The organism is Bacillus cereus group sp. N11, assembly GCF_016483605.1.
GTDB classification, from domain to species: Bacteria; Bacillota; Bacilli; order Bacillales; family Bacillaceae_G; genus Bacillus_A; species Bacillus_A toyonensis.
Window position 1 is genome coordinate 260689 of record NZ_JAEHBN010000003.1, and the last position, 25196, is coordinate 285884.

A 25196-nucleotide genomic window follows, 5' to 3' on the forward strand; every position below is an offset into this window, starting at 1 on the left:
AGTACCATGCCTAGGACATCTCCTTTACTTATCTAAATTTCTAAATTCTATACAGCACTACCAATTATACAATTATTAGATATATATTCTACCTAAAACATCGTATTATCATTAGCCGCTTCACTTGGAATCTCTTGAATTACATCCCAGTGTTCAACAATCTTACCATCCTTGATACGAAATAAATCCACTATAGCAACTCCCTTATCTTGAGAATTAGTACGAGAATGTACATGAAGAGCAACTGTATCTCCTTCTACTACTACACGTTTGATCTCTGCAGAGGAATTAGGATTTTTAACAAAATCCTCCTTAAAGAACTCCATAAAGGCTTTTCGTCCATCAGCAACAAAAGGATTATGTTGCTTATAATCTTCGCTAACATATTTAGGGATAATATCGATATTGTGTTTATTAAAAACTTCATTATAGAAATCAACTACCATTTTTTTATTCTTCTCATTTTCTTTCACTTCTTTTGATACAGAAGCAACATTCTCACTCTTTATTGATTTACCTTTGTTATTACCGGTGGAAGCTTGATATACCAAAGTCGAAACTACTCCTAAAATAAACACAGAAATAATTGTTATGATTAAATTTTTCTCTAATTTCATATATACCTACCTCTTCTACTTAAATAAGTTTTCTTCTATAAAAAGCTTGAAGAAGGAGAAACCTTCCCCAAAATGTAATGTAAGGGTAATGTCAGGAAAATTCTTTTTTCCTAACACTACTCCTTATACAAGATATGTTAGTAACAATTAACTCTACCTTAATACCTCATTAACAGTTGCACTGTCCACAATTCGAATAAACTTCTTAACCTTATCGTTCTCATCAAATTCATAAAGATGACAAAAATCTGCTATGAACGATTTCCCTGTAGCTGTATATGTTCCACTATATTTTCCATAAACGATAACAGTATTGTTATTAAATGCATAAATTTCATCTTTAGCGCTATAATTATCCCATTCCGTGCCAAGGCGTTCATGTACATTTTTCACTACTTCATCTGGACCTATATAAGTACCTGCATATGGAAACCCAGCAGCTTCTGTCCAAGATACATTTTCACTTAAATACGTTTTGAACGCGTCCAATTTACCTTCGCCAGTTAACACATACGTTTCATGTAATAGTTTTTGATATTTATTCATGGCATTAGCCCCAAGGCATTTCTTTTGTTACAACTTTTGCACTTAATTCTAATACACCTTTATTTGCATAACCTGGATATGCTGCTTCAAGTTTTGCCACAAAACCTTTTGAAGTTTTACTTTCCTCAGAAGCTTGAACCGCAGTTCTTAGGTAATCCATAGTTGCAGTAAGTGCCTGATTATTTAAAGATTTTTCAATTGATCCATGGCTAGGTACAATTATGTCAGCATGTAATGCTTGTAATACTTTCAAGTTTTCAATCCATGCCTCCATTGCCGCTTTTGAGCTAGTATCCGCTAAGAATACATGTATTTCGTTAAATACATCAATACCACCAATTAATAATTTTAGCTCTTTATTAAATAAGCTAGTTCTGTAATGATCTAAGCCTACTAGTTCAAATGTTAACCCTTGAAAATCAATAGCTTTTTCTTTAAACACTTGAGGTAATACTACGTTACTTGGTGCGTTTTCTCCTAGGGCGTCTTTCCAAACTTTTAATTTACCTAAGACAGAATGAACAATATGTTCAACAGTAGACTCTGTAGCATACGCTATTGCTTCTGGGTAAGCTGCTTTAATACTTTCTAATCCAAAGTAGTAATCAGGATCCCCATGAATAATAAAGATTTTATCTAAAGATAAATCGTTTTTTTTCAGATACTCAACAATTTCTTTCGAATCAGACTGAGTAAATTTTGAGTTGATTAAAAATGCATGTCCCGCTTTCTCAACTAAGGTTGCAGTGACCATAAAACTTTTTTCGTCTGAACTAAAAACCGTCAATTTCACATCTTTTTGATTTGTATCGATTGTCTTAAACATAGAATGTTATTCTCCCTTGTTAAAGTTATTAAATGGTTAACATATTCTTATCTTGTTCCGCCAGAAGTTCCCTCTTCAATTTACCTGAAAATGTGATAGCACCATCAAATAGACCAGAGATGAATATCAGTTGGCGTAAGCTAACATGTTTGCTACTATAGTCTATAGAAAAATTAAAATTGGACTCTTTTTAAAAATAAGTTAAAACTATGACTGTTATAAAAAGGTTTAAGTCCATCCACTTCTAGCCTTTTTTTTAATGTTAAATGCAATATACTGTTGCTTAAGATTGATTAATATAAACTTTTAAAACGCGCTTCGATTTTATCTGGTGTCATCACCCCACCACCAATAGGAATAATTTGATTCTCCTTTTGTAAAAGTAATGAAGGATAACTATTAACACCAAGCTGTCGAACTTTATTGAAATCATTTTGGACATCTAATAGTGTTTCTTGAGCGTTTAAACGCTCTAGCACTTGTTCAGGGTCCAAACCATGCTCAATTGCAATCTTACGATATGTTTCAGGATCACTTAGACTTTGTCCCTCAAAATAAAACGCTTTTTGCATAGCCGAAGTGAATTCTAACAAACGGTCTGGCGCTAATGAGCGTAATGCTGAAAAACCAATTGCAGCATCTTTCGAATTCATTTTAAAAGTACCTTCTTCCACCAATTTTTGATATGAAGGACCGAATTCTGCACCTGTAAGTTGATTAATTCTTTTATTTCCCTCTTCTATATATGAGAAGTTTTTCATTGGTAAATTATCTAAAAATAACCCTCCACATAAAACTGTTAATGGTACTTCAGTGTGGTTTTTGTAAAATCCTTTAATACTTTCTGAAAAGCCATAGCACCATCCACAATATGCGTCCCATACGTAAATAAGGTTATCTTGTTTCGTCTCCATTTAAATCTCCTACCTTTATTTTTATTATCCAGCTCAGCTAACTTTTTGGTTTATATAAGTACTTCTTTTTATACCTTGTTCTTTTTGAGATACCTTACTATATTCCCCAAAAACTAATATTTCCAAAGAAAGATTAACCAAGGTTTTTAACAAAAGATAACGTTGCACATTATTACCCAGTATTAGAAATTACTAAAGTTGGGATTATGCATTTTGAATACGTTAGTAACTTTCTACACAGGGTGGCAACGTGTGTACCACCATTCTTAATTAAATATATAAATCATATTTTTATTTTAAGCAGTCATTAGTTGTAACTGAATTGATTACATCTTTATGTAACCATTTTAGTTACAACTAATGTAGAAGTCAATTCTTTTTTCCGAAAACATTAAATTTCAACCCTATCGTTTTCAGAATTCTAGCATTAAAAACTTTCTTCTTGTTCTTAAATCTTTCAAAAAACTTAGTAAAGCCCTTAAAAAATATATGCTACTGAGTTGATAAGAAGCTACGTTATCCATTACCCCTGTATTTTCTACAGGGTCTTTATTGATTAGTTTTATTTTTAAATCGTTTATAACCAGCAATAAATTCCCAAAAAAGCTTTTTGTTACATTTTTTAAGTATTCCATGCCGAACATGATAGTTAACAACATATAAATAGTGTTAACTATCTTAATTGAATATTAGTAATAGTAAGTTAAAACATTATCAATTTACTATATATTACATATGTGTAAAAATAATAACATAAGCTTTTTCAAATCTTTCACCTAATAAAGATTTGAAATTTGCACTTCATTACTCTCCTTACTGTTAATATGCCTGGAAAAAGAACCCCATAGGGTTCTTTTTCTATTAATAATATAAAATCTTATGTTATGAACAGAAAAAAGAAGAGGGATCTCTCTCCTCTTCACCAATAAAATTGAACATATTTAAAATTAAGGAAGGGTATACATTCATCAAGAGATGAAAGGAACAACAATAGTTCACCTAGTGAATTATAACATAAATTAATTCCTATTAATAGATAATATTAACATTTATGGAATGTTTGTGGCATAATTGTTAAATATCTTAATATTAAAAGGCTTTATATGTGTACAACTAGAAAGTGAATAGTGAAGGGATAAAATATAAGGGGGATATATCATGTTTACAAACAATCAAAAATTAGTAACAACCGTAACAGCTTTAACATTAGGATGTGGATTCACTTTCGGATTAACACCAGCCTTTGCAGATTCAAATAATTCTTCTGGAAGCGCTACACCTGTTCACTCTATTCAAAACCAAGAGCAAGAACCTTTTACTGGATATGTTATTTCGGTAGACAACAATTATTTAGTAGTTGCAGCTACTTCTACAAAAGATGAAGCACTTGCTTATCAAACTGATTGGTGGGAACTAATTTCCCAGAATAAGATTCTAAGAGTTCCTGTTTCCAATGGAGAAGATTACACTTTAGGTGAAAAGTTAAACATATATGCAGCTGCATGGACTAAATCTCTACCACCAATCGCTGTTATGCCTACAATTGAAAAAGTATTTCAGTAGGTAATATTTCCGATAATATATCTATCCCATTTAAAAAGGAGTCTTTATTCGACTCCTTTTTCTTTTGACGTTTTCCAGAATTCTTTCCCCTCTCGTACATCTAATATTGGATAACCCACTTTTTCCTCACTAGCTAAAGCAGTTTTCATCTTATACTCTCAATAACACTTATCAAAAAGAATATATAAAGAGTGCTAAAAATGGTCTATGGGTACGCTCTTGTAAGTGCACAAGATTAAAATCTAGATACACAGTAGGAAAAAATCCGTTCCCATGTAAAGTTGCTTTTGGAATTATGGTAACTTTTGAATAGAAGTTTTACTTTGAGATATATTATGTAGAACATAAATGAGTTAAACAAAAAGCCTAGTTTTTACTAGGCTTTTTGTTTGAAAAAATACCATTTTCATCTTAATACATTTTTAATTTCACTCTATTCTATACAAATTTTTATAAAAAGTTCCTAAATAAACTTTTGAATAGAAGTTTACTTTCAGTTTCAGCAATAAGAAAAGCCACAACAGTTGCTGTGGCTTTTCTTATTGCTCTGACCCAAACTATGTTGTAAATGCTCATGGCATTGTATGTTGGATTCCAATCATTTGTTCCAATATAAACTTTTAAATATTAGTTTACATTCATATCCCCTTAATCATTGTCTTAATCCCAATTCCCCTGATATCCTCTAAATTAACAAGGAAAGTATACATTCAAAATACTATAAATAAAGAATCTAAAAACTATATGAATAAAAACAAACATCTCATTGATATACAACTGATCCAAAGCAATTCACATCACTCTAAGGACTATCCAAAGTAATAATGACCCATACTAAAAAGAGATATAAATGCTTAAATGAAATGGGTGATCAATCTGTATATGCCAATGGAACAAGAGGTTAGAACGTATTTAGTTAAAGGTTCCTGTCTTGTAATTATAGTTTCTTTAATACTTCTCATTTATTGGCTCATTAAATACAAAGAAAAAAATATAATCTGGTTTATTGCACACTTCTTAACACTTCTTAACACTTGCTTTAAGTTTATTCTTTCTGATAAATCTTCTAATCGGACCCAACTTTTCTAACAACTATATGGCATCAGAAGAGAACTCACTTCAGTTCGCCTTAATGGGAATCACTTGGATAGTAAGTATTATTTTCCTCTCAAAAGGAATTTTAAAATTTATTAAACAAAACGTTCGTAATAAAAACAGGACTTAACTCCATCTAATTTAAATAGGGTTAAGTGCTGTTTAGTTACCATAACCCCACTTCTCGGTAGTTCATATATCTAAAAGCATATATAATTTGAACGTAAAAAACCTTCTTAAGAATAAAAGAAAAGGCACTCGAATGAGTACCTTTTTTTTACTTATCTAACCATGCTATAGGAATTTTTTTATCTTCTAATATTTCGAACTTAATTTCTCCATTTTCATAATATACCCGCTTGATAATTGGTATACTATTCATTTCATTTTCTTTTTCACTTTTATAATGATTTTTAGTTTCAATATGAATGATATTCATCAGACATACCTCCTTTTTATTCACAACAAAACAAAGAACATTTTTTCTCACAATTGTAAATATATTCTCAATTTTTTCTTTTATTCTTCTAATCTTTTCTTTAAAAGGATTCCAACCACATGTCCATCAAGCTAATATTTTTAACTACCCCCATTATGAAAATTTTATATCTTTGCAAATTTTATTTTTTCGTATGTTAAAAGCATTATTTCACTTCTTATTAATAATCTTCAAATTTATCAACTACTAGATAGAGCTACTAGTGAATCTATGTAAGAAGAGATGTGATAAAGTATGAATCCATCATTGGCCTAAAAGTTAAGAAAGGAGACAGTCAAGTTCAACCTTTTACCTCTGGTTCCTAATATTTAGAGCTTTAGGCTGATAAAGTTCGAATCTAAACTAAAGGTTTATTACTTCCTTAATTCAGTAAAGCTCTGGACAAAAAACTCCCGAAATTTACGTTCCGCCACGGACATATAGCGCCCTTCAAGCCATGCGATTTGATAGGTACGCTGACAAATAGGATTATCAATATGCACTAAATGAAATGACGTCTCTATTTTTTCTATTAAGGTTTCCGGCATAAAAGCAATACCAATTCCCATACGGATGAAATAATTTACTGCAGAATGTTCGTCAACTTCACATATAATATTCGGAGTAAATCCTGCTTTTTGACAAAATTCATCCGTCATTTCTCGGAATGGATTCCCTTGCTTTATACAAATAAAAGGGTCATCAGCAACTTCTCTCAAGTCTATATTGCTCCGATTAACAAATCGATGTGTATGAGGAACAGCTAGTAAGATTTTTTCAGTGAGAAAAGACAATCCCTCTATCCCCGTCTGCTCAATAGGAGGGAAAGTGATACAAAAATCGATATCTCCATTTCGGAGCTGTTGCACCTTTTCCCTCTCTGAAGCTTGAGTGATTTGAAGTTTGATATCAGGGTGCAAGGATATAAAAGTACCTATTACATCAGAAAAGCATTTATGAGTTGTTGTTGCTAAAGAAACACGCGCTCTTTCCATTCCCGCAAGATCTTCAACTTCTCTTCTGCCCTCTTCAAGCAACATGAGTGCCTTTTCTACTTTCTTTAGATACGCTTTTCCAAATGAGTTGAGTCGAATCTTCCTTCCTTGGCGATCAAATAATGGTACACCCAAATCCTCTTCCAACCTAGCGATGGTTTTGCTGAGAGCAGGCTGCGCGATGCGAAGCTCTTGCGCAGCCTGCGTCATATGCTCCAACTTAGCGACTTTTAGAAAATAATGCAGTTGCAGTAGTTCCACGTTCATCACTCCTTTATTCATATACTCGAGTATATAAAGAGATATATTAAAATGTCTTTTTATTTATTAATAATCAATTATAGAATAAAACATGTAAGCAATAAAAGCTTTCAGAGATTTTAAAGGATTATACTGTTTTGATTATGAGTATTTTTTCTTAACTACTTCCCATTTTGGGAGGGCATTTTTAAACAGTGAATATAGGGATGAAGTTATTATACCTATAGAGAGGAAGTGGAACCTTTGAAACTAAACCATATCAATCTAACGGTCACTGACGTTAACGCTGCTCGAAAGTTCTTGGAGAAATATTTCAACCTACAAACTAAGAGCACACATGGCGATTCATTCGCCGTACTATTAGACGAAGATGGATTATTGCTCGCTTTGATGAAAGGTACTCAGGTTAGTTATCCGAAGTCCTTTCATATCGGTTTTTCACAGGAGAGCGAAGAACGGGTGAACGAGATCTATCAACACTTGAAGAATGATGGATTTGATGTAAAACCGCCAAAAAGGGCCCATCGCTGGACATTCTATGTTAAGGCCCCGGGTGGATTTACCATCGAGGTTCTTAGTTGAATGAAGACATTCAATGATCGTTCAATAGCAGAACATGTCAATTCGTAATCCTGAGATTACATTTTAAAATAATGTAAAGGGATGATTATCTATGAATAAAGATCAGACGATTCGATCAATTAATCTTTTCAAACAAGAAAAAGAGATTTTAAATTTCGCCTGTCTGGGTGGTAAAAAGTTTAATTACCTAATTCATGCTCAATTCCGCTCCACCATAAGCTGGAACCCCTACCTTTTAAGCAGGGATATAGCATGAAAGCCGCTGCAATTTCTACTTCTGGTCCTCCAAATGTTTTGAAAGTAATGGAATTTGATAACCCTCAGGCTGGTGCAGGGCAAGTTCGTGTCCGGGTTAAGGCTGCTGGAATCCAGCCGTTCGATTTGGCGGTGCGTAGTAGTGGCTGGGCACCTCCCGGTTTGGCAGTGCGGTATCCACAGATTCTCGGTAACGAATTCGCAGGAATTATTGATCAAGTCGGGGATAAAGTTACACACTTCTCTATCGGCAATGAAGTACTTGGATGGGCTCTACTGGCCTGCTATGCAGAATATGTGGTGGTTAGTGTTGACCAGATTGTGCATAAGCCACAGAGTATGCCTTGGGAGGAGGCTGGTGCAATAACAGCATCTGGTCAAACCGCTTACACCGCATTACAAGAACTTGGTGTTGACAAGGGAGACACCATATTGATTCACGCTGCAGCTGGTGGAGTTGGTACATTCGCTGTACAACTGGCCCAGGCATGGGGAGCAACTGTCATCGGTACGGCCAGTGAACGCAACCATGATTACCTTCGATCGCTGGGTGCGATCCCTGTCACTTATGGAGACGGCCTTGTTAATAGAGTTCGTGCTCTAGCACCGGATGGCTTGGACGTAGCCTTTGATGCCGCTGGGGACGATGCTCTGCGCGCATCGTTGGAGCTTGTCGAAAACAAAGACCGAATCGGCACAATTGTTGCTTTCGATCTTGTAGAGGAACTTGGTGTTCGCCCTATACGCAGCCAAAGGTCCATGGATCGGCTTGCTCAGCTGGTAGAGCTTTACTCCAAAGGGAAATTGCACATCCACATCAGGAAGTCATTTCCGCTACACCAAGCCGTGGACGCACATCGAGAGATCGAAAGTGGCCACGGCCGAGGAAAAGTGGTTCTTACAATTGGCTAAAGCGTACTACGGAAATGGATTTGGGAAATTTACGAAGAGGCTTCTCCCACTATTTGGTGGAAGCCTCTTTTTATTACTTTTTAATTTAATTCTTTGCTTATTACCAATATCATCCTTACACTTTCTAAGCAAGAGTGGAATAGCTTACAATCTGAGGTGAAGGGCATCTTATTTCCAGTTTTACCTAACTATATAACAACTATATTGATCTCTGATATTCAACAATCTGGCCCGATTGCTGAATAAGAAAAAATCCTGCACATCAACACAGGATTTTGATCAAACTTTTTTACATATTATCAATCTTTATTTTAAACGATCAGACTTTTTTATAAATTATCAAACTTTGTTTTAAAGCCACACCAAAACAGGTTCTTTTTTCTATTTATAAAATAATACGGTTCTGAATTCTTTTACACTAATTAATTATAACTATATGCTGTTAATTACCTTATTTATTTCTTTATAAAAATAACTCTACAACACCCCTTCAAAAGGTACACTTTTTGGGAGTATAACTAAGCTACTATAATCCCCCTTTCAAAAGGTATAAAAAATATTTTTGATACACTTCAAAAATATTTTTTATACCTTTTGATCTTTTCTAATAATATATCATTTACATCTACTATTGAATAATACCCCGCAATTCCGTCAAAACTATAAATAACCAAGTCTCCAATTCCCCTGGAGCTGAGCAGTTAGTTCAATCTAACTGCTCTTTTTCTTTTTATCGTCACCTTTCCATTGCACATCCATATGTTGTATAGAGATATCTCCTTTTAAATTGTCATTGATGCCTCTTTCAAGTCCTAATACACATGTTAAAAAGAGCACTTTACAAAAGTGCTCTTTTTACTTTGCCAACCACTGAACCTATAATGAAGTCAGATTTTAACTTATGAATAATTTACGGAATCCTTTCCAATAATACGAATAGATTGGTAACAGCCAATCTGTATCCATAATGAATCTCTAATTTTCTTGAATTCTCCCTGAGACAAGGTAGCTATTTTTTAGCTACCTTCTTGTATGAACTGCAAACATATGCACATACTATTAACGGAATGCTTGAATCATTGTCATTGAAAATGTTCAGCACTTCCGCTCCTTAAGAGAACAGTCCACGCAACTGTTCTCTTTTTGATTTTCTTTTTCTATAAATTTCAAATGAAAAAGCATAATTAACTCCTCAACGATCAATAGCATTGCAACATTCTCAATGTTTCCTCAATAAATTTTCAATATTTTTCATGGACAATAGCACACTTTCTCAGCAGTTTTAATATCTTAATATTAAATACTGCAAGGAGGTATTGAAAAATGACTTGGTTTATTATCTTAGGATTTTTGCTTATTTTAATTATAAGCGGTTTTCATGCACATAGTATTCATATCATTTTCAAAATAGGTTCAGATACAAAAGCTGTGCCAAGTTGGTCTTTCGTTAATAGAATAAACTTCCAAACATTTAAAGAATTAATAAGAAGACCGAATAAGGATAAACTCAAAAACCTTACAATAGGAGAACTTGTTATTCCTTTAAGTTTCTTTAACAGATTATTTAGCAAAACATTAATTTTTCTATTCCTATTCTTTTATTCCCAGTACTTAAACTAAACGCAATATGAGATGAGTTAAAGAATAACAATCACTAAGCGTAGCAATCCAACAATCAATTGCCTATGATGAAATGGACCCAAAGAGTTAAACAAAAAATTAAGCGGCCGTTTGAATGTGAGTCCGGTATTAAACTGGACTCATTCCTTTTAAATGTACTTTAATTTTTTTGTGATTGTAATAACCTATATAGTTAGCTAATTCTGTCTTAAAATAATTCATACTTTCGAACTCTTTAAGATAAATTACTTCCACTTTGTCTTGTTTTGTAATTCCTTCTCTTTTTGAACTAAGGCCTTTAACTCTTTTATATAATCGATTTCCATACGTAAACATTCATTTTCATCTTTTAATGCCTCTATAACAACTTCAATAGCTACATTATCTAACTTTGATCTTGTATTTGTATTTCCCATAGCTGGATCCCCTTTCTTCTTTTATATAGGAAATCCATTTCTAAACATTTCAGATATCCCCTTTGAATAATCCCCCTATATTCATTCCATATTTCTCTCCTAAATGAATCGTAGTACATATTATCCCCCAACACATTTATAGGTTTAATAGTATTTTCAACAAAATCTTCTTGAATTTAAATAGACATGCCACTTTAAACTGTCAACTCCATCTATATTGATAAATATGAAACACCTAATATATTTGACGTTTTAATGACTTATAACAGGAAAATATATACATCCAATGAAACCTGATGTATCTTTGCTTTGTAAGTCATAGTTAGTTGGCCAACTTTCAATGCAATTTAACAATAAAAAATAAGGGGGACCTAAAATGAATCAAGTATTAAAGAAAAGTAAGAAAAAAATGATGTATCTAGTTGGTTCACTTCTAATTTCTCTATCAATGTTTTCAACTACAAGCTTTGCAGCTACAGAAGGTGCTGTAAAAAGTGTTACAAATAGTAACTATACCGGGATTGCAGCTGATATAAATCTACCAAAGTCAGTTGTTGTTAAGGATGGATATGTAAATTGGTATTTAGGTATTGGAGCATCTAAAGTTGAAGGTGGTATTTCAAAAACATCAAGTGGATATAAAGTATTTCTTAATTCAGGATATAATGAATCCGGTCAAAACAGTAAGTATTGGAATACACAGTATGATACATCAATTAAAGATGGTGATCGAGTAAATCTTAAATTAGTTAATAACGGAAATGGTACGGTTACTATGTATGTAAATGGAAGCCCTAGATACGCAAATCAGCCTGTATATGGTACATTTTCTCAATATGAACCAGTAAAAATGGTTCAGGGTGTGGAGGATACTGGACGTAATTCTTTTAGCCAATCTAGCTTTTCAAACGTGCTACTAAGAGCAGATATGTCTGGATCTACCTACAAAAGTTGGAACAGTTCAATTTCTTCTTCATTCTCTAGATACGGTACTTATGGTAGCAATTTCACAGTTTATTCACAAGTACCATTAAGCGCAAGTTTACGTTAAGTATGCTATTTGCATAATAATGTTTTTGAGAAAAAAGTAGCTGTACTTTTGTGCAGCTACTTTTTATATGCAATAAATCAGTAATAGATATTCGAGCTGCAATAAATGCCCCTTTTATACTTTGGCTTCCTCGAGTTTAATAGCACTTTATCGCGTGCCCTATCATTAAACTTAACGTATCGAGATTAACCTTCTACTTACTTCAATATGTTTTACCATTATTGGATTATACCTTCTAACGATTAAGATAACCACAATATGTACACGCATTAGGAAATAAGAATCATAATATAGAGCATTGCCACCTAATTGTATGTTGTATCAAAGAAGACAGGCCTTTCAAACATGATTATCTCTTTAAAAGGCATAGGTTCTAAAAATATTTTTTTAATACAGTATGTAATCAACTTTATAGCCCCCATGAAAAAACACATAATTTTTGATAAAGGAAGTAAAGCCTATGTTACCTTGCCAAGGTACGTGCAATCAACATGTAGATTTTGAGGTTTTAATTACAGCTCCTGAAGAATATATAATTAATGATACGAATTACACCGTTGCCGTTACATGGAATACAGAGCGATTCAAATGTACATTTGAACCATGTACACTGCAAACACCGAACCCTTGCCTACTACAAACCAATTCACCAGATGCTTCCTATCCAGTACACAGTGTTCGTATATATGGCGTACTATTTCTCCTGTTCAAAATCAATATGGACAAGGACCAGCAGCTTTTTCTAAATGGCACAAATTCTCCATTAATGAGATTGTTTTTTACACAACTGATTCTAATTGCTGCTTTAATTTTAGTGGGTTTAAACTTAAGAGTTTAACAGTCACGCCACAAGATGAAAATACATTTATCTTAAATGGAACCCTTTCTCTTTCACCTAATCAACCCGTAGCATTGCTAGGAAACAAAACAACCAATGAAATCAATATTATTGATACAGCACAACAACTATCCACAGGAACGATTTCCATCAACAATCCAGCAGACGCTACATTTACACCTGATGGGCAATTCATCTATATTGCTCAGCCGGAACAATATACAGTTACAATTCTTAACTCCGTTGACTATACCGTAAATACAGTAATAACAGTTGGAAAATCACCTATAAGCATTGCAATATAAAAACTCTACCAAATCACTAAAGGAATCTCCTTTTCCCTATCGAATTATTATAGAGGAAAGGAGATGTATGCATGGAAATCCTAGGACTAGATACCCGCGCATTAGCGACGTTAGGTGCACTTGAATACACAAATCGTCGCAATAAATTAATAGACGACTCAGAGAATAGCATATACGAGTGTAAAGAAATGAAAGAAATACTTCAATCACTTCCTAAAGAGAAACGGATTGAGGTTCTTGAGAATCAAGCATACTTTGAAGCAGTGGCAAAGATGATTGAACAAAACAATTTAATTCTTTTAGAACAGATGAAAGCTTTACAACTAATTCAGAAATAATAAACTAATGATTAATTAATTTTACATATATTCCTATAATAAATGTACCTTTATCTATACAACCAGCCCCTACTTTTCAGGGGCTTTTGATAAGTTCTATGGAAAATAAATACGTAGACCTTATTTAATTACACTTCTTTGAAATGTACAGAAATTATATGAGCAATATTTTCTTATCTACACAGTAATTCTTACAAAATGAAATTATTATATATAAATAAAAAAGTTCCTTACTTTATAAAAGGAACTTTTTTTTGCATATTATTAACCTGCAAACCTAAAATTACTACAATCCGACAAGCTTTAGCATTTCCAATATAATAATATACTTCTAATCCTTTTCTTTCTGTATGGAGTACAGTTCTTCTCAATTTTGATAAATGCTGTGAAACAGTAGATTGAGGGAGCCTTATTATTTCCGTTAACTGTGTAACATTGTATTTTTTATGATGCATTAATTCATTTACAATTTGTAATCTTACTGGATGAGCCATAACCTTTAACAAATCTACATTCTCTTCCGAAATTTCTTTTATATCCCAATCATTTTTTAATGCTATCATCTCACATTCCCCTTTATTATTTATTTCTATTTTCCTTATACATAGTACTTATAGATGAATACCTCCTTTTATCCTGTTGAGAAAATATTTCTTATCTGCTTTGTAGCCTAAATAAGAGATTATTTTTACAAAAATAACAATAATAAATACTATTTAAACCAAAATTAAACCGAATTTAATTAATAGAATATTCCGTCTTATGTTGAAAAATGCTGTTTGATAGATTTTAATAGAGGAAAACTCTGCTATGATACTAATTGCTATATAGTATCTATGGAGAGGATGAGACTGAACAATGAATGTTCAATTAAAGGGACACGAACAAATAAATCATTTATTAAATGAATGGTATCAGGAAATTAGAGCCAGACATGTAGATGCCGCTCAATTACTGAAACAAGAAATCGAAAATAAAATCCAAGATATGGAAGAAAATCAAACCATACTATTATACTACTCACTTCTTGATTTTAGACACCAATATCTAGTTGATAGTTTAAGTATTTCTAAAGATAGTTTTAAACAATGTGATGCTTACGAGACTCCTACAGATGACTTCCTTTCATACTATTATCACTTCTTTAAAGCAATACATTCGAATGTTACGGGTAATCATAGTCTTGCAAGAATACATTTTGATAAAGCTGAAAGTTTATTATCAACAATACCTGACGAAATTGAATACGCTGAATTCCATTATGAATTGGCTGTTTTCTACTGTCATACACATAAATCGATCTTATGTATTAATCATGTTATGAAAGCTAAAGATATCTTTTCAAAACACATGGGATATGAATTAAAAGTTGCTTTTTGCAATAACTTATACGGGCTGGCATGTACTCATTTAAGAGAGTGGGAATTAGCCGAAGAACATTATATTTCAGCGATGGATGCATTCCAAAAAGAAAATTTAGAATACAATATTTTAATTGTCCGTCACAATCTAGGATTTATGTATGCTACACAAAACCTTTCTGAGTTAGCATTACGATATTTATCTGAAGTTAATCAAAAACTACCAAGTGATTATAAAGCTTTATTTATTGAGGCAAGAGAACATTATAAATTAGGAGAAAACCAATTAGCTCAAGAGCTAATTGAAAAGGGACTACAACTTTCCACTCAGTTATGTATTGAAGGTTATATACATCACTTTAATATTTTAGAAAAAATGAACCTTAATAGTTGTGCAAGTGATGTAGAAAAAGCCATTTTAGAAGGAATTTCTTATTTTGAACGCGAAGAACTATATGAGTATATAAATGAATATACTGAAAAATTAGCAACCCAATTTTATAAAGAAAATAATCATGTAAAAGCAAGCTATTACTTTTATGAAGCTAGCAAAGCCAGTGAAAAAAAGTTTAAAAAAGGAGCATTAAAATGAGAAAATTAGCGGTTAGCTTACTTGGTATCTTAATTGTTGTCACAGTAACTTTTGGATCGAGTTCTTCAACAGGTACTCAAAGTACGGTAAATATTATCAAATATTCACATGGACATACTGGATAAGAAAAGGAAGGATTACACCTTCCTTTTCCTTGTATATTCCCTTTATAAGCCCATTAAAATTGTGGATATCAAAACAAAGACGTTAAAAATCTAAACCTGCGTAAATGGGACTGCCCTTCTTGTCGTACTCACCATGATAGGGATATTAACGCAAGTATTAATCTAAAGAATAAAGCGATAAGGCTTCTAACCGCAAGGACTGCGGAGATAGCCTAATAAATTAGAGTTCGATAGAACTCTTTACTTAGGAATCCCCCTCTTCTAAATGAAGTGAAAGTGGGGATAGTTCAATAGTCTAAGTATGAATTATAAAGTATGTTCGTTTAAAATTGTCACAATATAATTTTATATTAGACGTTTTTAATTACTCGTGAAACATTTGCAAACGTTTTAACCGTTATTTATAAGATAAATACCCCCTCTAAATATAAGATTTACTTATTTTAGATTCTTTCTCTCATAGTAGTAATGTCGAATAAAGTCGAATTTTTATATTTTTTCTTTATTTTCTGGTTGTAAACGTTTTATTTTCATGTTACCATCTTAATCAAACATTAGATGGTAATAAAACTTAAAGTATTTCTTTCCCTTAGAGACATATAAACGTTCGGTAATACCATGAAAATAAGGCCAAAGAAATATGAGTTACCTGATAAAAGATTTAATAGGATTTTTACCACCTTAATTTTCTGTTAATTCAGAATGTACAACTTTAACATTTTGTCCCTAAACAAAATTTAAATTTAAGTGTGGTAAACTCAAAAAGCTAAATCACCCACCCAAATTAATAAATGATATATCCTATTATATCTAGCGATCAGTCATGAGAAATAGATTTCTTCCTAAGAAAACTTAGCCCATTATTAAAAAGTGTCTGAATTTCTATCTTTATTACCATCTATTGTTGATAACATATTTACCAACTATAGAAAAGAACCTATTGAAGGTTCTTTTTTATTATAATCATTAGCATTTCAATTATTGATAATCATTGGTGATAAATAAATTATGGATGAAGCGCCCGGGCCATCGCATCAAAATAATTCTGACTGGCACGCTGACTCACTTCGGCTTCAGGCACAAGTACTTCAAAGCAATGGAAGCAGCCAGGGTATAGATGATATTCAACGTCTACTCCTGCTTGTGCAAGTCGTGTTACATATTCAATGGTTTCATCTCGGAATAAATCGAGTTGACCAACACATGTATAAGTTGGCGGTAGCCCTGCTAAGTTGTCTGCTCTCGAAGGTACGGCATAGGGAGATGGTTCGTTAGTATCGTTCTCCTTGCCCAAGTACATACCCCAAGCCATCAAATTGTTTGCTCTATTCCATGTTGCGTTGTCTTCTATAATCTCGTAGCTTGATGGTGTTATGTTGCGGCTATCAAGCATTGGATACAGCGGCATCTGAAAAACAATAGATGGACCTCCTTTATCACGAGCCATTAACGCAAGTGCTGCTGTTAGTCCACCGCCTCCACTTGCACCGGCGATTGCAACACGATTCACATCAATACCAAGCGATTCTGCCTCATTTGTCATCCAAACCAAGCCTGCATAGCAATCTTCAATAGCCGCTGGATAAGGATGCTCGGGCGCAAGTCGATAATCGACAGACACAACAACGCATTCAGCAGTCTGAACAAAGCGTTCACACAAAACATCGTCCATATCAGGGTGGCCCATTACGTATCCACCACCGTGAATCCACAGCATAGCTGGAAGTTTATCAAGATTTTTCTCAATGGGTTCGTAAATTTTAACTAACATCTCGCCGGCTGCGCCAGGAATCATTCGCTTGGTCATGTGTACAAGCTCTGATTTTTCCAAATGTGGATTCGACAAGAGACTTCGACTCGCCTCCAAATCCCCCTCTAATTGAAAGCCTGGAAATTGTGAGAAAGCCTGTTTTAATTCTGGTAATACTCGACTGTCAATTTTCATATAAATTCCTCCAATTAAATAATGAAACTTGATGCAATCTTTATGGATTAATTAACGAAATAGATGTGTCTCCTGTTCTCCTTCAGCTTCCCATTTGGCAATTTCCTCTCTTACACGAGGGGCAACTTCTGTTCCTAGCAATTCTATGGCACGCATGACTTGATCATGTGGCATGGTACTTAATGGTACATACATCATAAAGCGTGTAATCCCTACATGCTTACGAAGATGGATGATTTTTTCGGCGACTGTATCTGGATCACCAACATACAACGCCCCTTCAAAACTTCGTGCAGCATCAAAGCTGGAACGATCATAATAAGGCCACCCCCGCTCTTTACCAAGTTTATTCATGCCTGCCTGAGTGGAAGGGAAAAATGTATCTGCTGCCAATTCCGTATTCTCTCCAACAAATCCAATCGAATGAGATCCCACCTGAAGTTTTGAAACATCATGACCAGCGTGAGCCGCCGCTTTCTTATATAGCTGTACAATTCGTGCAAAGTGCATTGGGCTACCACCAATAATCGCCAGCATAAGTGGTAATCCCAGAAAACCGGCACGGATAGCAGATTCCTGATTCCCACCGCTACCAACCCATATCGGTAAAGGATTTTGAACAGGTCTTGGATACACACCTAAATTATTGATTGCTGGTCGATGTCCGCCTTCCCAAGTCACTTTTTCGGACTGACGTATTTTGAGCAGTAGGTCCAAATGTTCTTCAAACAGTTCATCATAGTCCTTCAAGTCATAGCCAAACAGTGGAAAAGATTCGATAAAGGAACCACGACCCGCCATAATCTCTGCACGTCCATTTGAAATGCCATCCAGTGTAGAGAAATCCTGAAAAACACGCACAGGATCAGCTGAAGAAAGCACCGTTACTGCACTCGCAAGCCGTATCTTTTTCGTTTGCGGTGCCGCCGCTGATAGAACCATCGCTGGAGAGGATGCTGCATAATCCTTCCTATGGTGCTCACCAACACCAAACACATCAAGTCCTACTTGATCAGCAAGAACGATTTCTTCAACAACTTCACGTAATCGCTGTGCGTGACTTATCACTTCACCGCTATGAACATCTGGTTTCGTTTCTACAAAAGACGTAATACCTATTTCCATTTGTTATCTCTCCTAGTCCAATCAGATTTTAAGTCAAAAAAATTAATCATTTCCTTTATGGTAGTAACATGTTTCTCATATTGGCTAACACACGTTTATTTCATAAAATCTTAACTCGTCTGGTCATAGCCCAAAAAAGAAGAGCGAAAGCACTGACAGAGGCTCCGAGTAAGGAAACCCCTCCCCAGCCAAAGTGTGCGTATATTTGAGTCGAAGCAATTGAACCACCAGCACTGCCGATAGAATAAAAAACCATATATCCAGCAGTAAGTCGACTCCGTGCTTCTGTATGCAATGGAAGAATCATGGTTTGATTCGTGACATGTATTGCTTGTACGGCCAAATCAAGTAGAACTATCCCTATCACTAATGCGATTAATGACTGCTCCATATAGCTGATGAACAACCATGAAATCAATAATAGAGCTAAAGCAATGCCTGTCGTTCGTTGTCCGTAACCTTGATCGGCTAATTTCCCTGCCCGTGCCGCAGCTAAGGCTCCAGCCACACCTACAAGACCGAATGCGCCAATTGCACTATGAGATAGAGCAATTGGCGGTGTACTAAGTGGCAGTACTAGTGAAGTCCACAAAATGCTGAAATCAGCAAAAATCAGCATGGCTAGAACGGAGCGAACGCGTAACGTTCGTTCTTGAATAAATAAAGTAAACACCGATCTAATCAACTGAGGATAGGATAGCGATTTTACCTCGCGCTCAACATTGGGCAACATCTTTATAAACATAAAAACCATCAAAAGCATGAGCGCAGCAGAAAATAGATATACAGAACGCCATCCCGCAACATCTGTTAATATACCAGCAAAAGTACGTGCGAGAAGTATGCCAATAACTATCCCACTTGTTACAATACCAACGACACGTCCTCTTTCTGTAGGGGAAGCGATGGCCGCTGCAAACGCCACGAGAGTCTGTGTCACAACTGCAAGCAGCCCCACCAAAGCCATACCTGCGAAAAGTACCATGCTGGAGGAAGCAGTACCAACTATAACCAGAGCTGTTGTAGATAATAGCATTTGACCGACAATTAGACGTCGCTGGTTTAGCAAATCTCCAAGCGGTACGAGTAGCAGTAAGCCCACTCCATAAAAAATTTGTGTAACGGTAATAACAACACCAATAATGGAATGGTTAATACCAAACTCATTAGATAGTTGATCAAGCAACGGCTGTGCAAAGTAAATATTGGCAACAGACATTCCACAGGCAGCCGCAAACAATAATGCCAAAGCGTGAGACATGGATGGCTGTTGATTCAAATTAGGTTTTGTTATGGAAGATTTATGACTTATCTTAGTGTAGAGTGGATCATCATCTATATTTGTCTCTGTTTTGAACATACCTTACCCTCCAATCACATTAGATTTTTAACAATAACATACCGTTCAGTACGATATGATTACTGGTAAATATAACTTAGTCTTATTCATGATGTCAACGATTTTTGAACTGAAGTTTATGTTGCATTAAATGAATGCAGCTTGATTTGACATAAATAATGGCTAATTATATAATAATTACATACTGTTTGGTAATAAAAAAAAAAAACAATTGTATTTACCTACACGCCTATCCTAAAACAATTAATAAAATCAAAGTTTGAGAAGGAGAATTCTTAATGGCAAGAACCCGCGAATTTGATGAGGATCAAGTTTTAGATGCAGCAATGCAGTTATTTTGGGAGAAGGGATATGAGGCTACCTCATTAAGTGATCTTACTTCTAGAATGGGCATTCAACGCCCTAGTATTTATTCGACCTTTGGAGATAAGAAAGAATTGTTTGAAGCCGCACTTCGTAGATATACAATGTCTCGGGCCTCTGATATACGAAATAAGCTTCAAAGTCACTCCTCTGTAAAAGAGTCATTTTCTATTTTCTTTGCCAATGTCGTCAATGAAGAATACGCAGGGGATCTTAGTAAAGGTTGTTTTTGTATCAATACAATGGTTGAATTAGCACCTCATGATGAGAGATTTGAAATTTTGACCAGAGAACATCAAATGTACCTCGCCGTCATTTTTCAGGAGACGATTGAACGAGGAATCCAATCAGGTGAGCTTGAAGTCAACACAGATGCAAAGTCTTTGGCACAGGCACTGATTGTAGCGTTAATCGGTCTAACGGTTATGATGAAATCCCGCCCCCAACGTACATTTGTCGACAATGTAATAGCAACGACGCTCACATTACTTAAGTGACATAATTGTATATGAAAGTACGAAAACTATACCTTTATAAGGGTAGCGTCATATCTCCATCAAGCTAAGAAATGCAAATACCCCTAGAACGAAATTTAGTACAAAATTTCGTTCTAGGGGTACTATAAAATTTTAGCTTGATAGCGATGTGGTAGGGCCCTATATTTGACTCTTTTTCTACACCTAGATATTCTAGAGTTCGTTCTAACATAAGTGCAACCTGTTGACTTGTGATTGTATCATATGGCGTAAACTTAGTAGCTTAAACACCTCGGATAATTCCTGTATCGTATAGGGCTTGTACATCATAATACCGGCTGCGAACGTATTTACATCAAGAAGATTAATGGAGCAAATGATGATTGCCCTGAATTAGTATGATAGCTGTTTTTGCAGAGTTTGAGCGTGATATTATTCGTTGAAATTCTCTTCTTAAAGATAATACGTAAATACAAACAAAACCAGCAAAACACCGTTCCTATGTCGTACTGGTTTTGTTGAAGTCCATCTAGAATTGTAGCTAGTTCAACGTAATTGCAAATTCTGAGTTCGGTGCCCCAGCAATTACAACCGTTCCATTCTTCGGCAGTTTTACTTTGTTATTGCCGCTCACAATGGTAAAGTTGACACATACTCCATTCTCATCATACACCGCGAACGCACCCTTCGATGGCAATGTCACGGTCATCATTTTTCCTGCTGCCGCTTGCGGGATCGTAAACCATTTCGCATGCCCATTTGCTTGCAGCGTAACTTTGGTTGATTGGCTAGCATCAAGTGGTTTTACGTTGGTTCCACTTACGTATAACAACCCGGCCATTTCCATATATTCATTGCCGCCTTCTGTATAGAAATGCGTTTCCGTCGTATCACGGCCATTCATCACGGGGATCTGGAGCTGATGCGTCGCGGTGTTCGGACCTGTAATTTTTCTGCCCTCCCAATAGCCCGCCAGGCCTTCCTTACGAGTAATTTGTGTGGTAATGAGTTTCGGTTGTACGAGATATTCAATAGAACTAAATTTCTCATTCACGAGATAGAACTTGACACCTTCCCGCTTCGCCCATGCGGCAGCGGTTTTCTTCGATAGCACATTGTCTTCTAGTTTCTCGGCTAAATAGTGAGTCATCGCACCTTGCCCTAAGTCTGGTGTCGATTTATATGTGCTCTCCCTCAAATAAGTTCTTCCATTCTTCTCGGTGACAAAGTTGAGCTTAGAAGTACCCTTCTCATTAATAAAGCTTCCATCTGCAGTATATACATATTTTTCTTCTCGATTAGATGGTAAGAACAGTTCTCCATTCTTCGTAATTTCAATTTTGAAATGAGTTTCGCTATTGCCATAAAAGCCCGCTTTCTTTGCCACGTCTTGAGGCATCTTGACCTTGACCGGCTTGCCAAAAGATTTGTTCGGCTTAATGTTCTTAATTGTACCCTTCTCTTTAAGCACGGCGAGCAGCAATTCAGTTGCCAGCAGTTGATTTGTAGAGCTTCGTCCACCGGATGACAACACAGCCGCTGCCATTTTCTGTTCCGGAAGCACGACCAGTATAGCATGTTGCAGGGCAGTGTCGCCGCCCTTAGCCAAGCCTTTTATCCCATATTCACTGAATGGGTATAGTTTCACACTATCCCAGCCAAGACCATAGTTAAAAATATTATCTCCATCCCCCGGCCACATTCCTTTTTTATATTCCTCTTGCTCCATCTCCTTGACTACCTTATCAGAGAGGATCCCTTTTCCCTGTCCCATAAATAATTGTGAGAATCGTACCATATCTTCTGCCGTGGAAGAGACCCCTCCCGTACCAATCACATTCACCGATTCACTTGGAAGCTGCCCTTGGTACGCCGAAAAATAAAGCCCAGCCCGCTTTTCGTCTCTCCATTTGTCCTGCGGCGTTTTTGTATGATTCATCTTTAAGGGTTCTGTAAACCGTTGATGTAGAAATTCGGTAAAGCTCATACCGCTGACTCTTTCCACCAAAATTTCGGCCAGCGTAAAGCCATCGTTGCAGTATACCGAGAACGCGCCAGGGTCTGCTTTCAGGCTCTGGTTGGACAATTGCTGCAACAAGAAATCATGGGAATAGGTATCATTATCGTTAAATAAAAATGCATTACTTAACGTGGAACCTTGCAAGCCGGAGGAGTGATTCAACAACATACGCGGGGTAATGCGTTTGTACCGCCCATCTTTCATCTTAAAATCAGGAACATAGTTGACCACAGGAGCATCCAAATCGACTTTTCCTTCGTCGACCAATTTCATTACAGCCGCTGTTGCATACATTTTACTGACTGAACCAATCCCGTATAGAGTATCTTTGGTTAGCGGCTGTTCCCCTTCCATATCGTTCTTTCCAGCCTGCCCCGACAAAGTAAGCTTGCCATTATCAATTAGCGCATACTGCACGCTAGTCGTCCCATGGGACTTCGTGAGTAGCGCAGCCTTCTCTGTTGCAATCTTCTTCAGCTCTTGGCTAGCTACTTCTGCGTTAGATACAACTGTAGTCTTACTGTCAGAAAATGCTTTCGCCCCTGTTGGTAGAATCATAGTTAGCGCTAATGTAGCGGCTAATACACCAGTTAGTTTATTTTTCATGAGGGAATTGCCTCCTTAGATAAGTAATCAATTTCATCATTTATTTGTTTAACTATGAAAATATGATAAAAATTATCCGTTCTTCCTTTTGGCCTACTTACTAAATTCAGCAAGTAAAATATTTTTAAAAGGATCAGGACTATCAGCTTTAAGGCTGTTCAAATTGACGGCCAATGTATGCTTACCTCCAAGTGCGCCCCCAGCAAAAGTTAAAAATCCAGGAATGGTTCCTCCATGCCCCCATATCGATACACCGTTTGAAAGCTTCATTTTGAAAATTCCAAGCCCGGAATCGCCAAGTTGATCTATTCCTGTAGGGACTGTTGTAAGCATTTGCTTTAGTTCCTGTTCTTTCAGTAATTTACCCCCAAGTAAATAAGAGAAGAATTTGTTTAAATCATCAGCTGTAGAAATCATATCTCCGGCCGAGCTCCCCATACTTGGGTTATAATCAGTAACATCTTTTGGCTCACTTGCTCTGTCTAATTGGATATATCCACGGGCATGCTTGTTTCCTGGAATAACACTTGAATTTCCGGGTAAGAATGTATTCGATAATTCAAGTGGTTCAATAATTCGATTTTCAATCTCTTCCGCATAGCTGTTCCCAGTTACTTTTTCAATAAGAATTCCTAGTAATACATATCCTGTATTTGAATACGACCAGTTCTTTCCTGGAGCAAAATCTGGAGGCATGGATATTCCCATCTTTACTAATTCTTCAGCAGTATAAGATTTTTTTGTATCCATGATATTAAAATCCTTTGACCTTGTGTAATTAGCGATACCACTTGTGTGGTTCAATAATTGCCGGATAGTAATCTGTTTATCATCATATCCATTTCCCTGAATGACACCAGGCAACCATTTTTCAATAGAATCGTCTAGATTCAAGCGGTTTTCTCCTGCTAGTTGAAGTATAACTGTTGCCGTGAACGTCTTCGTCACGCTACCAATGCGAAAGCGAAAATCTGTTTTCATTGGTTTCTTGGTGTTCAGATCCGCTACCCCAGCGGCATACCCCCAAGTTTTTCCACCCTCAGAAGTTTTAGCAAGTATCCCCGGGAATCCAAGTTGCAATGTATCCCGCACTGCTTGCTTGACAGAATTACGATCTCGTTGAGTATTTGTTTGTACCGAACTAGATACACTTTGAGTAGGTTCTGCTTTTACAATTAAAGTTGGCGTTGTGTATAACAGGGAACTTCCAGCTATTAAAAGGGCAAGACTTGCACATGTAATTTGACTACGTGTTTTCATAGGGCATTTCTCTCCTCTATTCATATTGTATAGGTGGTTTCTTGCTATTTCGTATTAACCACACAGCTATCATCTCCACCAAAGAAAAAAGTCAACATTGAATTCGTAATCATCTTCATAATTATTATTTTTACAAACGCCATTCTGTCCTGGATAAATCCCTCTTTTTCCACATATATGTTAACCACATAAATTACTTCTTTTCCTTGAAACAGTCTTGTTACTGGTCTGTTTTTCATATATAAGTCATATCTGTTCCGCCTTTCACGCCTCTTTATATTTTTATCATACAGAATGAAAATTTCTTTTTTCTTACCGATTTCTTACAAATTACTTACTTTCAAAATCGCT

The 25196-nt window shown here is 35.5% G+C and carries 22 protein-coding genes and 2 pseudogenes; 10 read left to right on the forward strand and 14 right to left on the reverse strand.

Going from position 1 to position 25196, the window contains the following annotated elements:
* Positions 1-92: 92 nt before the first annotated feature.
* The 4 genes from JDS98_RS07265 to JDS98_RS07280 all read right to left on the reverse strand — a co-directional run bounded on the left by JDS98_RS07265 (position 93) and on the right by JDS98_RS07280 (position 2903).
* Positions 93-617: a nuclear transport factor 2 family protein gene (locus tag JDS98_RS07265; RefSeq protein ID WP_097879204.1), complete on the reverse strand. Its 525-nt coding sequence runs from the start codon at positions 615-617 to the stop codon at positions 93-95.
* Positions 618-770: 153 nt separating this feature from the next.
* Positions 771-1163, reverse strand: coding sequence for a nuclear transport factor 2 family protein (locus JDS98_RS07270; RefSeq protein WP_199633719.1), 393 nt, complete (start codon positions 1161-1163; stop codon positions 771-773).
* A gap of 4 nt (positions 1164-1167) precedes the next feature.
* Positions 1168-1989 carry an MBL fold metallo-hydrolase gene (locus JDS98_RS07275; RefSeq protein ID WP_199633720.1) on the reverse strand — a complete coding sequence of 274 codons (822 nt, stop codon included), beginning with the start codon at positions 1987-1989 and terminating at the stop codon, positions 1168-1170.
* A gap of 293 nt (positions 1990-2282) precedes the next feature.
* Positions 2283-2903, reverse strand: a complete 621-nt coding sequence (locus JDS98_RS07280; protein WP_106081076.1) for a DsbA family protein — start codon at positions 2901-2903, stop codon at positions 2283-2285.
* A gap of 1158 nt (positions 2904-4061) precedes the next feature.
* Between JDS98_RS07280 and JDS98_RS07285 the strand changes: the two genes are divergently transcribed.
* Positions 4062-4466, forward strand: coding sequence for a DUF3221 domain-containing protein (locus tag JDS98_RS07285; protein WP_046960310.1), 405 nt, complete (start codon positions 4062-4064; stop codon positions 4464-4466).
* Between the two features lie 1372 nt (positions 4467-5838).
* On the opposite strand, the gene JDS98_RS07290 is transcribed toward JDS98_RS07285, so the two are convergent.
* Positions 5839-6000 carry a hypothetical protein gene (locus tag JDS98_RS07290; RefSeq protein WP_170958008.1) on the reverse strand — a complete coding sequence of 54 codons (162 nt, stop codon included), beginning with the start codon at positions 5998-6000 and terminating at the stop codon, positions 5839-5841.
* Positions 6001-6413: 413 nt separating this feature from the next.
* Complete coding sequence (locus tag JDS98_RS07295) at positions 6414-7295, reverse strand: LysR family transcriptional regulator (RefSeq protein ID WP_098807445.1); 882 nt, start codon at positions 7293-7295, stop codon at positions 6414-6416.
* A 243-nt stretch (positions 7296-7538) separates the two neighbouring features.
* Here JDS98_RS07295 and JDS98_RS07300 point away from each other — a divergent pair, with 243 nt between their 5' ends.
* The 3 genes from JDS98_RS07300 to JDS98_RS07310 all read left to right on the forward strand — a co-directional run bounded on the left by JDS98_RS07300 (position 7539) and on the right by JDS98_RS07310 (position 10664).
* Positions 7539-7877, forward strand: a complete 339-nt coding sequence (locus JDS98_RS07300; protein ID WP_000773069.1) for a VOC family protein — start codon at positions 7539-7541, stop codon at positions 7875-7877.
* Positions 7878-8129: 252 nt separating this feature from the next.
* Entirely contained in the window at positions 8130-9044 is a 915-nt protein-coding gene (locus tag JDS98_RS07305) for an NADP-dependent oxidoreductase (RefSeq protein ID WP_098807446.1), read from the forward strand.
* Positions 9045-10367: 1323 nt separating this feature from the next.
* Positions 10368-10664: a hypothetical protein gene (locus JDS98_RS07310; RefSeq protein ID WP_106081078.1), complete on the forward strand. Its 297-nt coding sequence runs from the start codon at positions 10368-10370 to the stop codon at positions 10662-10664.
* 129 nt (positions 10665-10793) lie between these two features.
* Here the strand turns inward: JDS98_RS07310 and JDS98_RS07315 are convergent.
* A pseudogene (locus JDS98_RS07315) lies at positions 10794-10922 on the reverse strand (IS3 family transposase); the annotation flags it as partial.
* Complete coding sequence (locus tag JDS98_RS07320) at positions 10910-11080, reverse strand: hypothetical protein (protein ID WP_176569475.1); 171 nt, start codon at positions 11078-11080, stop codon at positions 10910-10912. The pseudogene JDS98_RS07315 and the gene JDS98_RS07320, both read right to left, overlap by 13 nt.
* A 376-nt stretch (positions 11081-11456) precedes the next feature.
* Between JDS98_RS07320 and JDS98_RS07325 the strand changes: the two genes are divergently transcribed.
* From JDS98_RS07325 to JDS98_RS07335, 3 genes are all read left to right on the forward strand, one after another.
* Entirely contained in the window at positions 11457-12131 is a 675-nt protein-coding gene (locus JDS98_RS07325; RefSeq protein ID WP_199633721.1) for a hypothetical protein, read from the forward strand.
* Between the two features lie 460 nt (positions 12132-12591).
* Positions 12592-12969, forward strand: coding sequence for a hypothetical protein (locus tag JDS98_RS30180; RefSeq protein WP_223268716.1), 378 nt, complete (start codon positions 12592-12594; stop codon positions 12967-12969).
* A 376-nt stretch (positions 12970-13345) separates the two neighbouring features.
* Positions 13346-13612, forward strand: a complete 267-nt coding sequence (locus JDS98_RS07335) for a hypothetical protein (RefSeq protein WP_000404246.1) — start codon at positions 13346-13348, stop codon at positions 13610-13612.
* 230 nt (positions 13613-13842) lie between these two features.
* Here JDS98_RS07335 and JDS98_RS07340 read toward each other — a convergent pair whose 3' ends face one another.
* Entirely contained in the window at positions 13843-14175 is a 333-nt protein-coding gene (locus JDS98_RS07340) for an ArsR/SmtB family transcription factor (protein ID WP_199633722.1), read from the reverse strand.
* 295 nt (positions 14176-14470) lie between these two features.
* Between JDS98_RS07340 and JDS98_RS07345 the strand changes: the two genes are divergently transcribed.
* The gene (locus JDS98_RS07345; RefSeq protein WP_199633723.1) at positions 14471-15565 is read left to right on the forward strand and encodes a Rap family tetratricopeptide repeat protein; all 1095 of its coding nucleotides are present in this window, start codon (positions 14471-14473) and stop codon (positions 15563-15565) included.
* Between the two features lie 185 nt (positions 15566-15750).
* Positions 15751-15906, forward strand: a pseudogene (locus JDS98_RS07350) (zinc ribbon domain-containing protein); the annotation flags it as partial.
* 790 nt (positions 15907-16696) lie between these two features.
* Here JDS98_RS07350 and JDS98_RS07355 read toward each other — a convergent pair.
* From JDS98_RS07355 to JDS98_RS07365, 3 genes are all read right to left on the reverse strand, one after another.
* Complete coding sequence (locus JDS98_RS07355) at positions 16697-17635, reverse strand: alpha/beta hydrolase (protein ID WP_098912665.1); 939 nt, start codon at positions 17633-17635, stop codon at positions 16697-16699.
* A gap of 51 nt (positions 17636-17686) precedes the next feature.
* Positions 17687-18760 carry an LLM class flavin-dependent oxidoreductase gene (locus JDS98_RS07360; protein ID WP_106081082.1) on the reverse strand — a complete coding sequence of 358 codons (1074 nt, stop codon included), beginning with the start codon at positions 18758-18760 and terminating at the stop codon, positions 17687-17689.
* 100 nt (positions 18761-18860) lie between these two features.
* Positions 18861-20120, reverse strand: coding sequence for an MFS transporter (locus JDS98_RS07365; protein ID WP_199633724.1), 1260 nt, complete (start codon positions 20118-20120; stop codon positions 18861-18863).
* Positions 20121-20398: 278 nt separating this feature from the next.
* Here JDS98_RS07365 and JDS98_RS07370 point away from each other — a divergent pair, with 278 nt between their 5' ends.
* The gene (locus JDS98_RS07370; RefSeq protein ID WP_199633725.1) at positions 20399-20980 is read left to right on the forward strand and encodes a TetR/AcrR family transcriptional regulator; all 582 of its coding nucleotides are present in this window, start codon (positions 20399-20401) and stop codon (positions 20978-20980) included.
* A gap of 520 nt (positions 20981-21500) precedes the next feature.
* On the opposite strand, the gene JDS98_RS07375 is transcribed toward JDS98_RS07370, so the two are convergent.
* Both JDS98_RS07375 and JDS98_RS07380 read right to left on the reverse strand, forming a co-directional pair.
* Positions 21501-23585, reverse strand: a complete 2085-nt coding sequence (locus JDS98_RS07375; protein ID WP_199633726.1) for a serine hydrolase domain-containing protein — start codon at positions 23583-23585, stop codon at positions 21501-21503.
* A gap of 93 nt (positions 23586-23678) precedes the next feature.
* Complete coding sequence (locus JDS98_RS07380; RefSeq protein ID WP_199633727.1) at positions 23679-24845, reverse strand: serine hydrolase domain-containing protein; 1167 nt, start codon at positions 24843-24845, stop codon at positions 23679-23681.
* Between the last annotated feature and the right edge of the window lie 351 nt (positions 24846-25196).

Bases quoted from the DNA above. Each gene is read 5' to 3' on its own strand.
- JDS98_RS07265 (WP_097879204.1), bottom strand. From the start codon at position 617: ATGAAATTAGAGAAAAATTTAATCATAACAATTATTTCTGTGTTTATT.
- JDS98_RS07270 (WP_199633719.1), bottom strand. From the start codon at position 1,163: ATGAATAAATATCAAAAACTATTACATGAAACGTATGTGTTAACTGGC.
- JDS98_RS07275 (WP_199633720.1), bottom strand. From the start codon at position 1,989: ATGTTTAAGACAATCGATACAAATCAAAAAGATGTGAAATTGACGGTT.
- JDS98_RS07280 (WP_106081076.1), bottom strand. From the start codon at position 2,903: ATGGAGACGAAACAAGATAACCTTATTTACGTATGGGACGCATATTGT.
- JDS98_RS07285 (WP_046960310.1), top strand. From the start codon at position 4,062: ATGTTTACAAACAATCAAAAATTAGTAACAACCGTAACAGCTTTAACA.
- JDS98_RS07290 (WP_170958008.1), bottom strand. From the start codon at position 6,000: ATGAATATCATTCATATTGAAACTAAAAATCATTATAAAAGTGAAAAA.
- JDS98_RS07305 (WP_098807446.1), top strand. From the start codon at position 8,130: ATGAAAGCCGCTGCAATTTCTACTTCTGGTCCTCCAAATGTTTTGAAA.
- JDS98_RS07310 (WP_106081078.1), top strand. From the start codon at position 10,368: ATGACTTGGTTTATTATCTTAGGATTTTTGCTTATTTTAATTATAAGC.
- JDS98_RS07320 (WP_176569475.1), bottom strand. From the start codon at position 11,080: ATGGGAAATACAAATACAAGATCAAAGTTAGATAATGTAGCTATTGAA.
- JDS98_RS07325 (WP_199633721.1), top strand. From the start codon at position 11,457: ATGAATCAAGTATTAAAGAAAAGTAAGAAAAAAATGATGTATCTAGTT.
- JDS98_RS30180 (WP_223268716.1), top strand. From the start codon at position 12,592: ATGTTACCTTGCCAAGGTACGTGCAATCAACATGTAGATTTTGAGGTT.
- JDS98_RS07335 (WP_000404246.1), top strand. From the start codon at position 13,346: ATGGAAATCCTAGGACTAGATACCCGCGCATTAGCGACGTTAGGTGCA.
- JDS98_RS07340 (WP_199633722.1), bottom strand. From the start codon at position 14,175: ATGATAGCATTAAAAAATGATTGGGATATAAAAGAAATTTCGGAAGAG.
- JDS98_RS07345 (WP_199633723.1), top strand. From the start codon at position 14,471: ATGAATGTTCAATTAAAGGGACACGAACAAATAAATCATTTATTAAAT.
- JDS98_RS07355 (WP_098912665.1), bottom strand. From the start codon at position 17,635: ATGAAAATTGACAGTCGAGTATTACCAGAATTAAAACAGGCTTTCTCA.
- JDS98_RS07360 (WP_106081082.1), bottom strand. From the start codon at position 18,760: ATGGAAATAGGTATTACGTCTTTTGTAGAAACGAAACCAGATGTTCAT.
- JDS98_RS07365 (WP_199633724.1), bottom strand. From the start codon at position 20,120: ATGTTCAAAACAGAGACAAATATAGATGATGATCCACTCTACACTAAG.
- JDS98_RS07370 (WP_199633725.1), top strand. From the start codon at position 20,399: ATGGCAAGAACCCGCGAATTTGATGAGGATCAAGTTTTAGATGCAGCA.
- JDS98_RS07375 (WP_199633726.1), bottom strand. From the start codon at position 23,585: ATGAAAAATAAACTAACTGGTGTATTAGCCGCTACATTAGCGCTAACT.
- JDS98_RS07380 (WP_199633727.1), bottom strand. From the start codon at position 24,845: ATGAAAACACGTAGTCAAATTACATGTGCAAGTCTTGCCCTTTTAATA.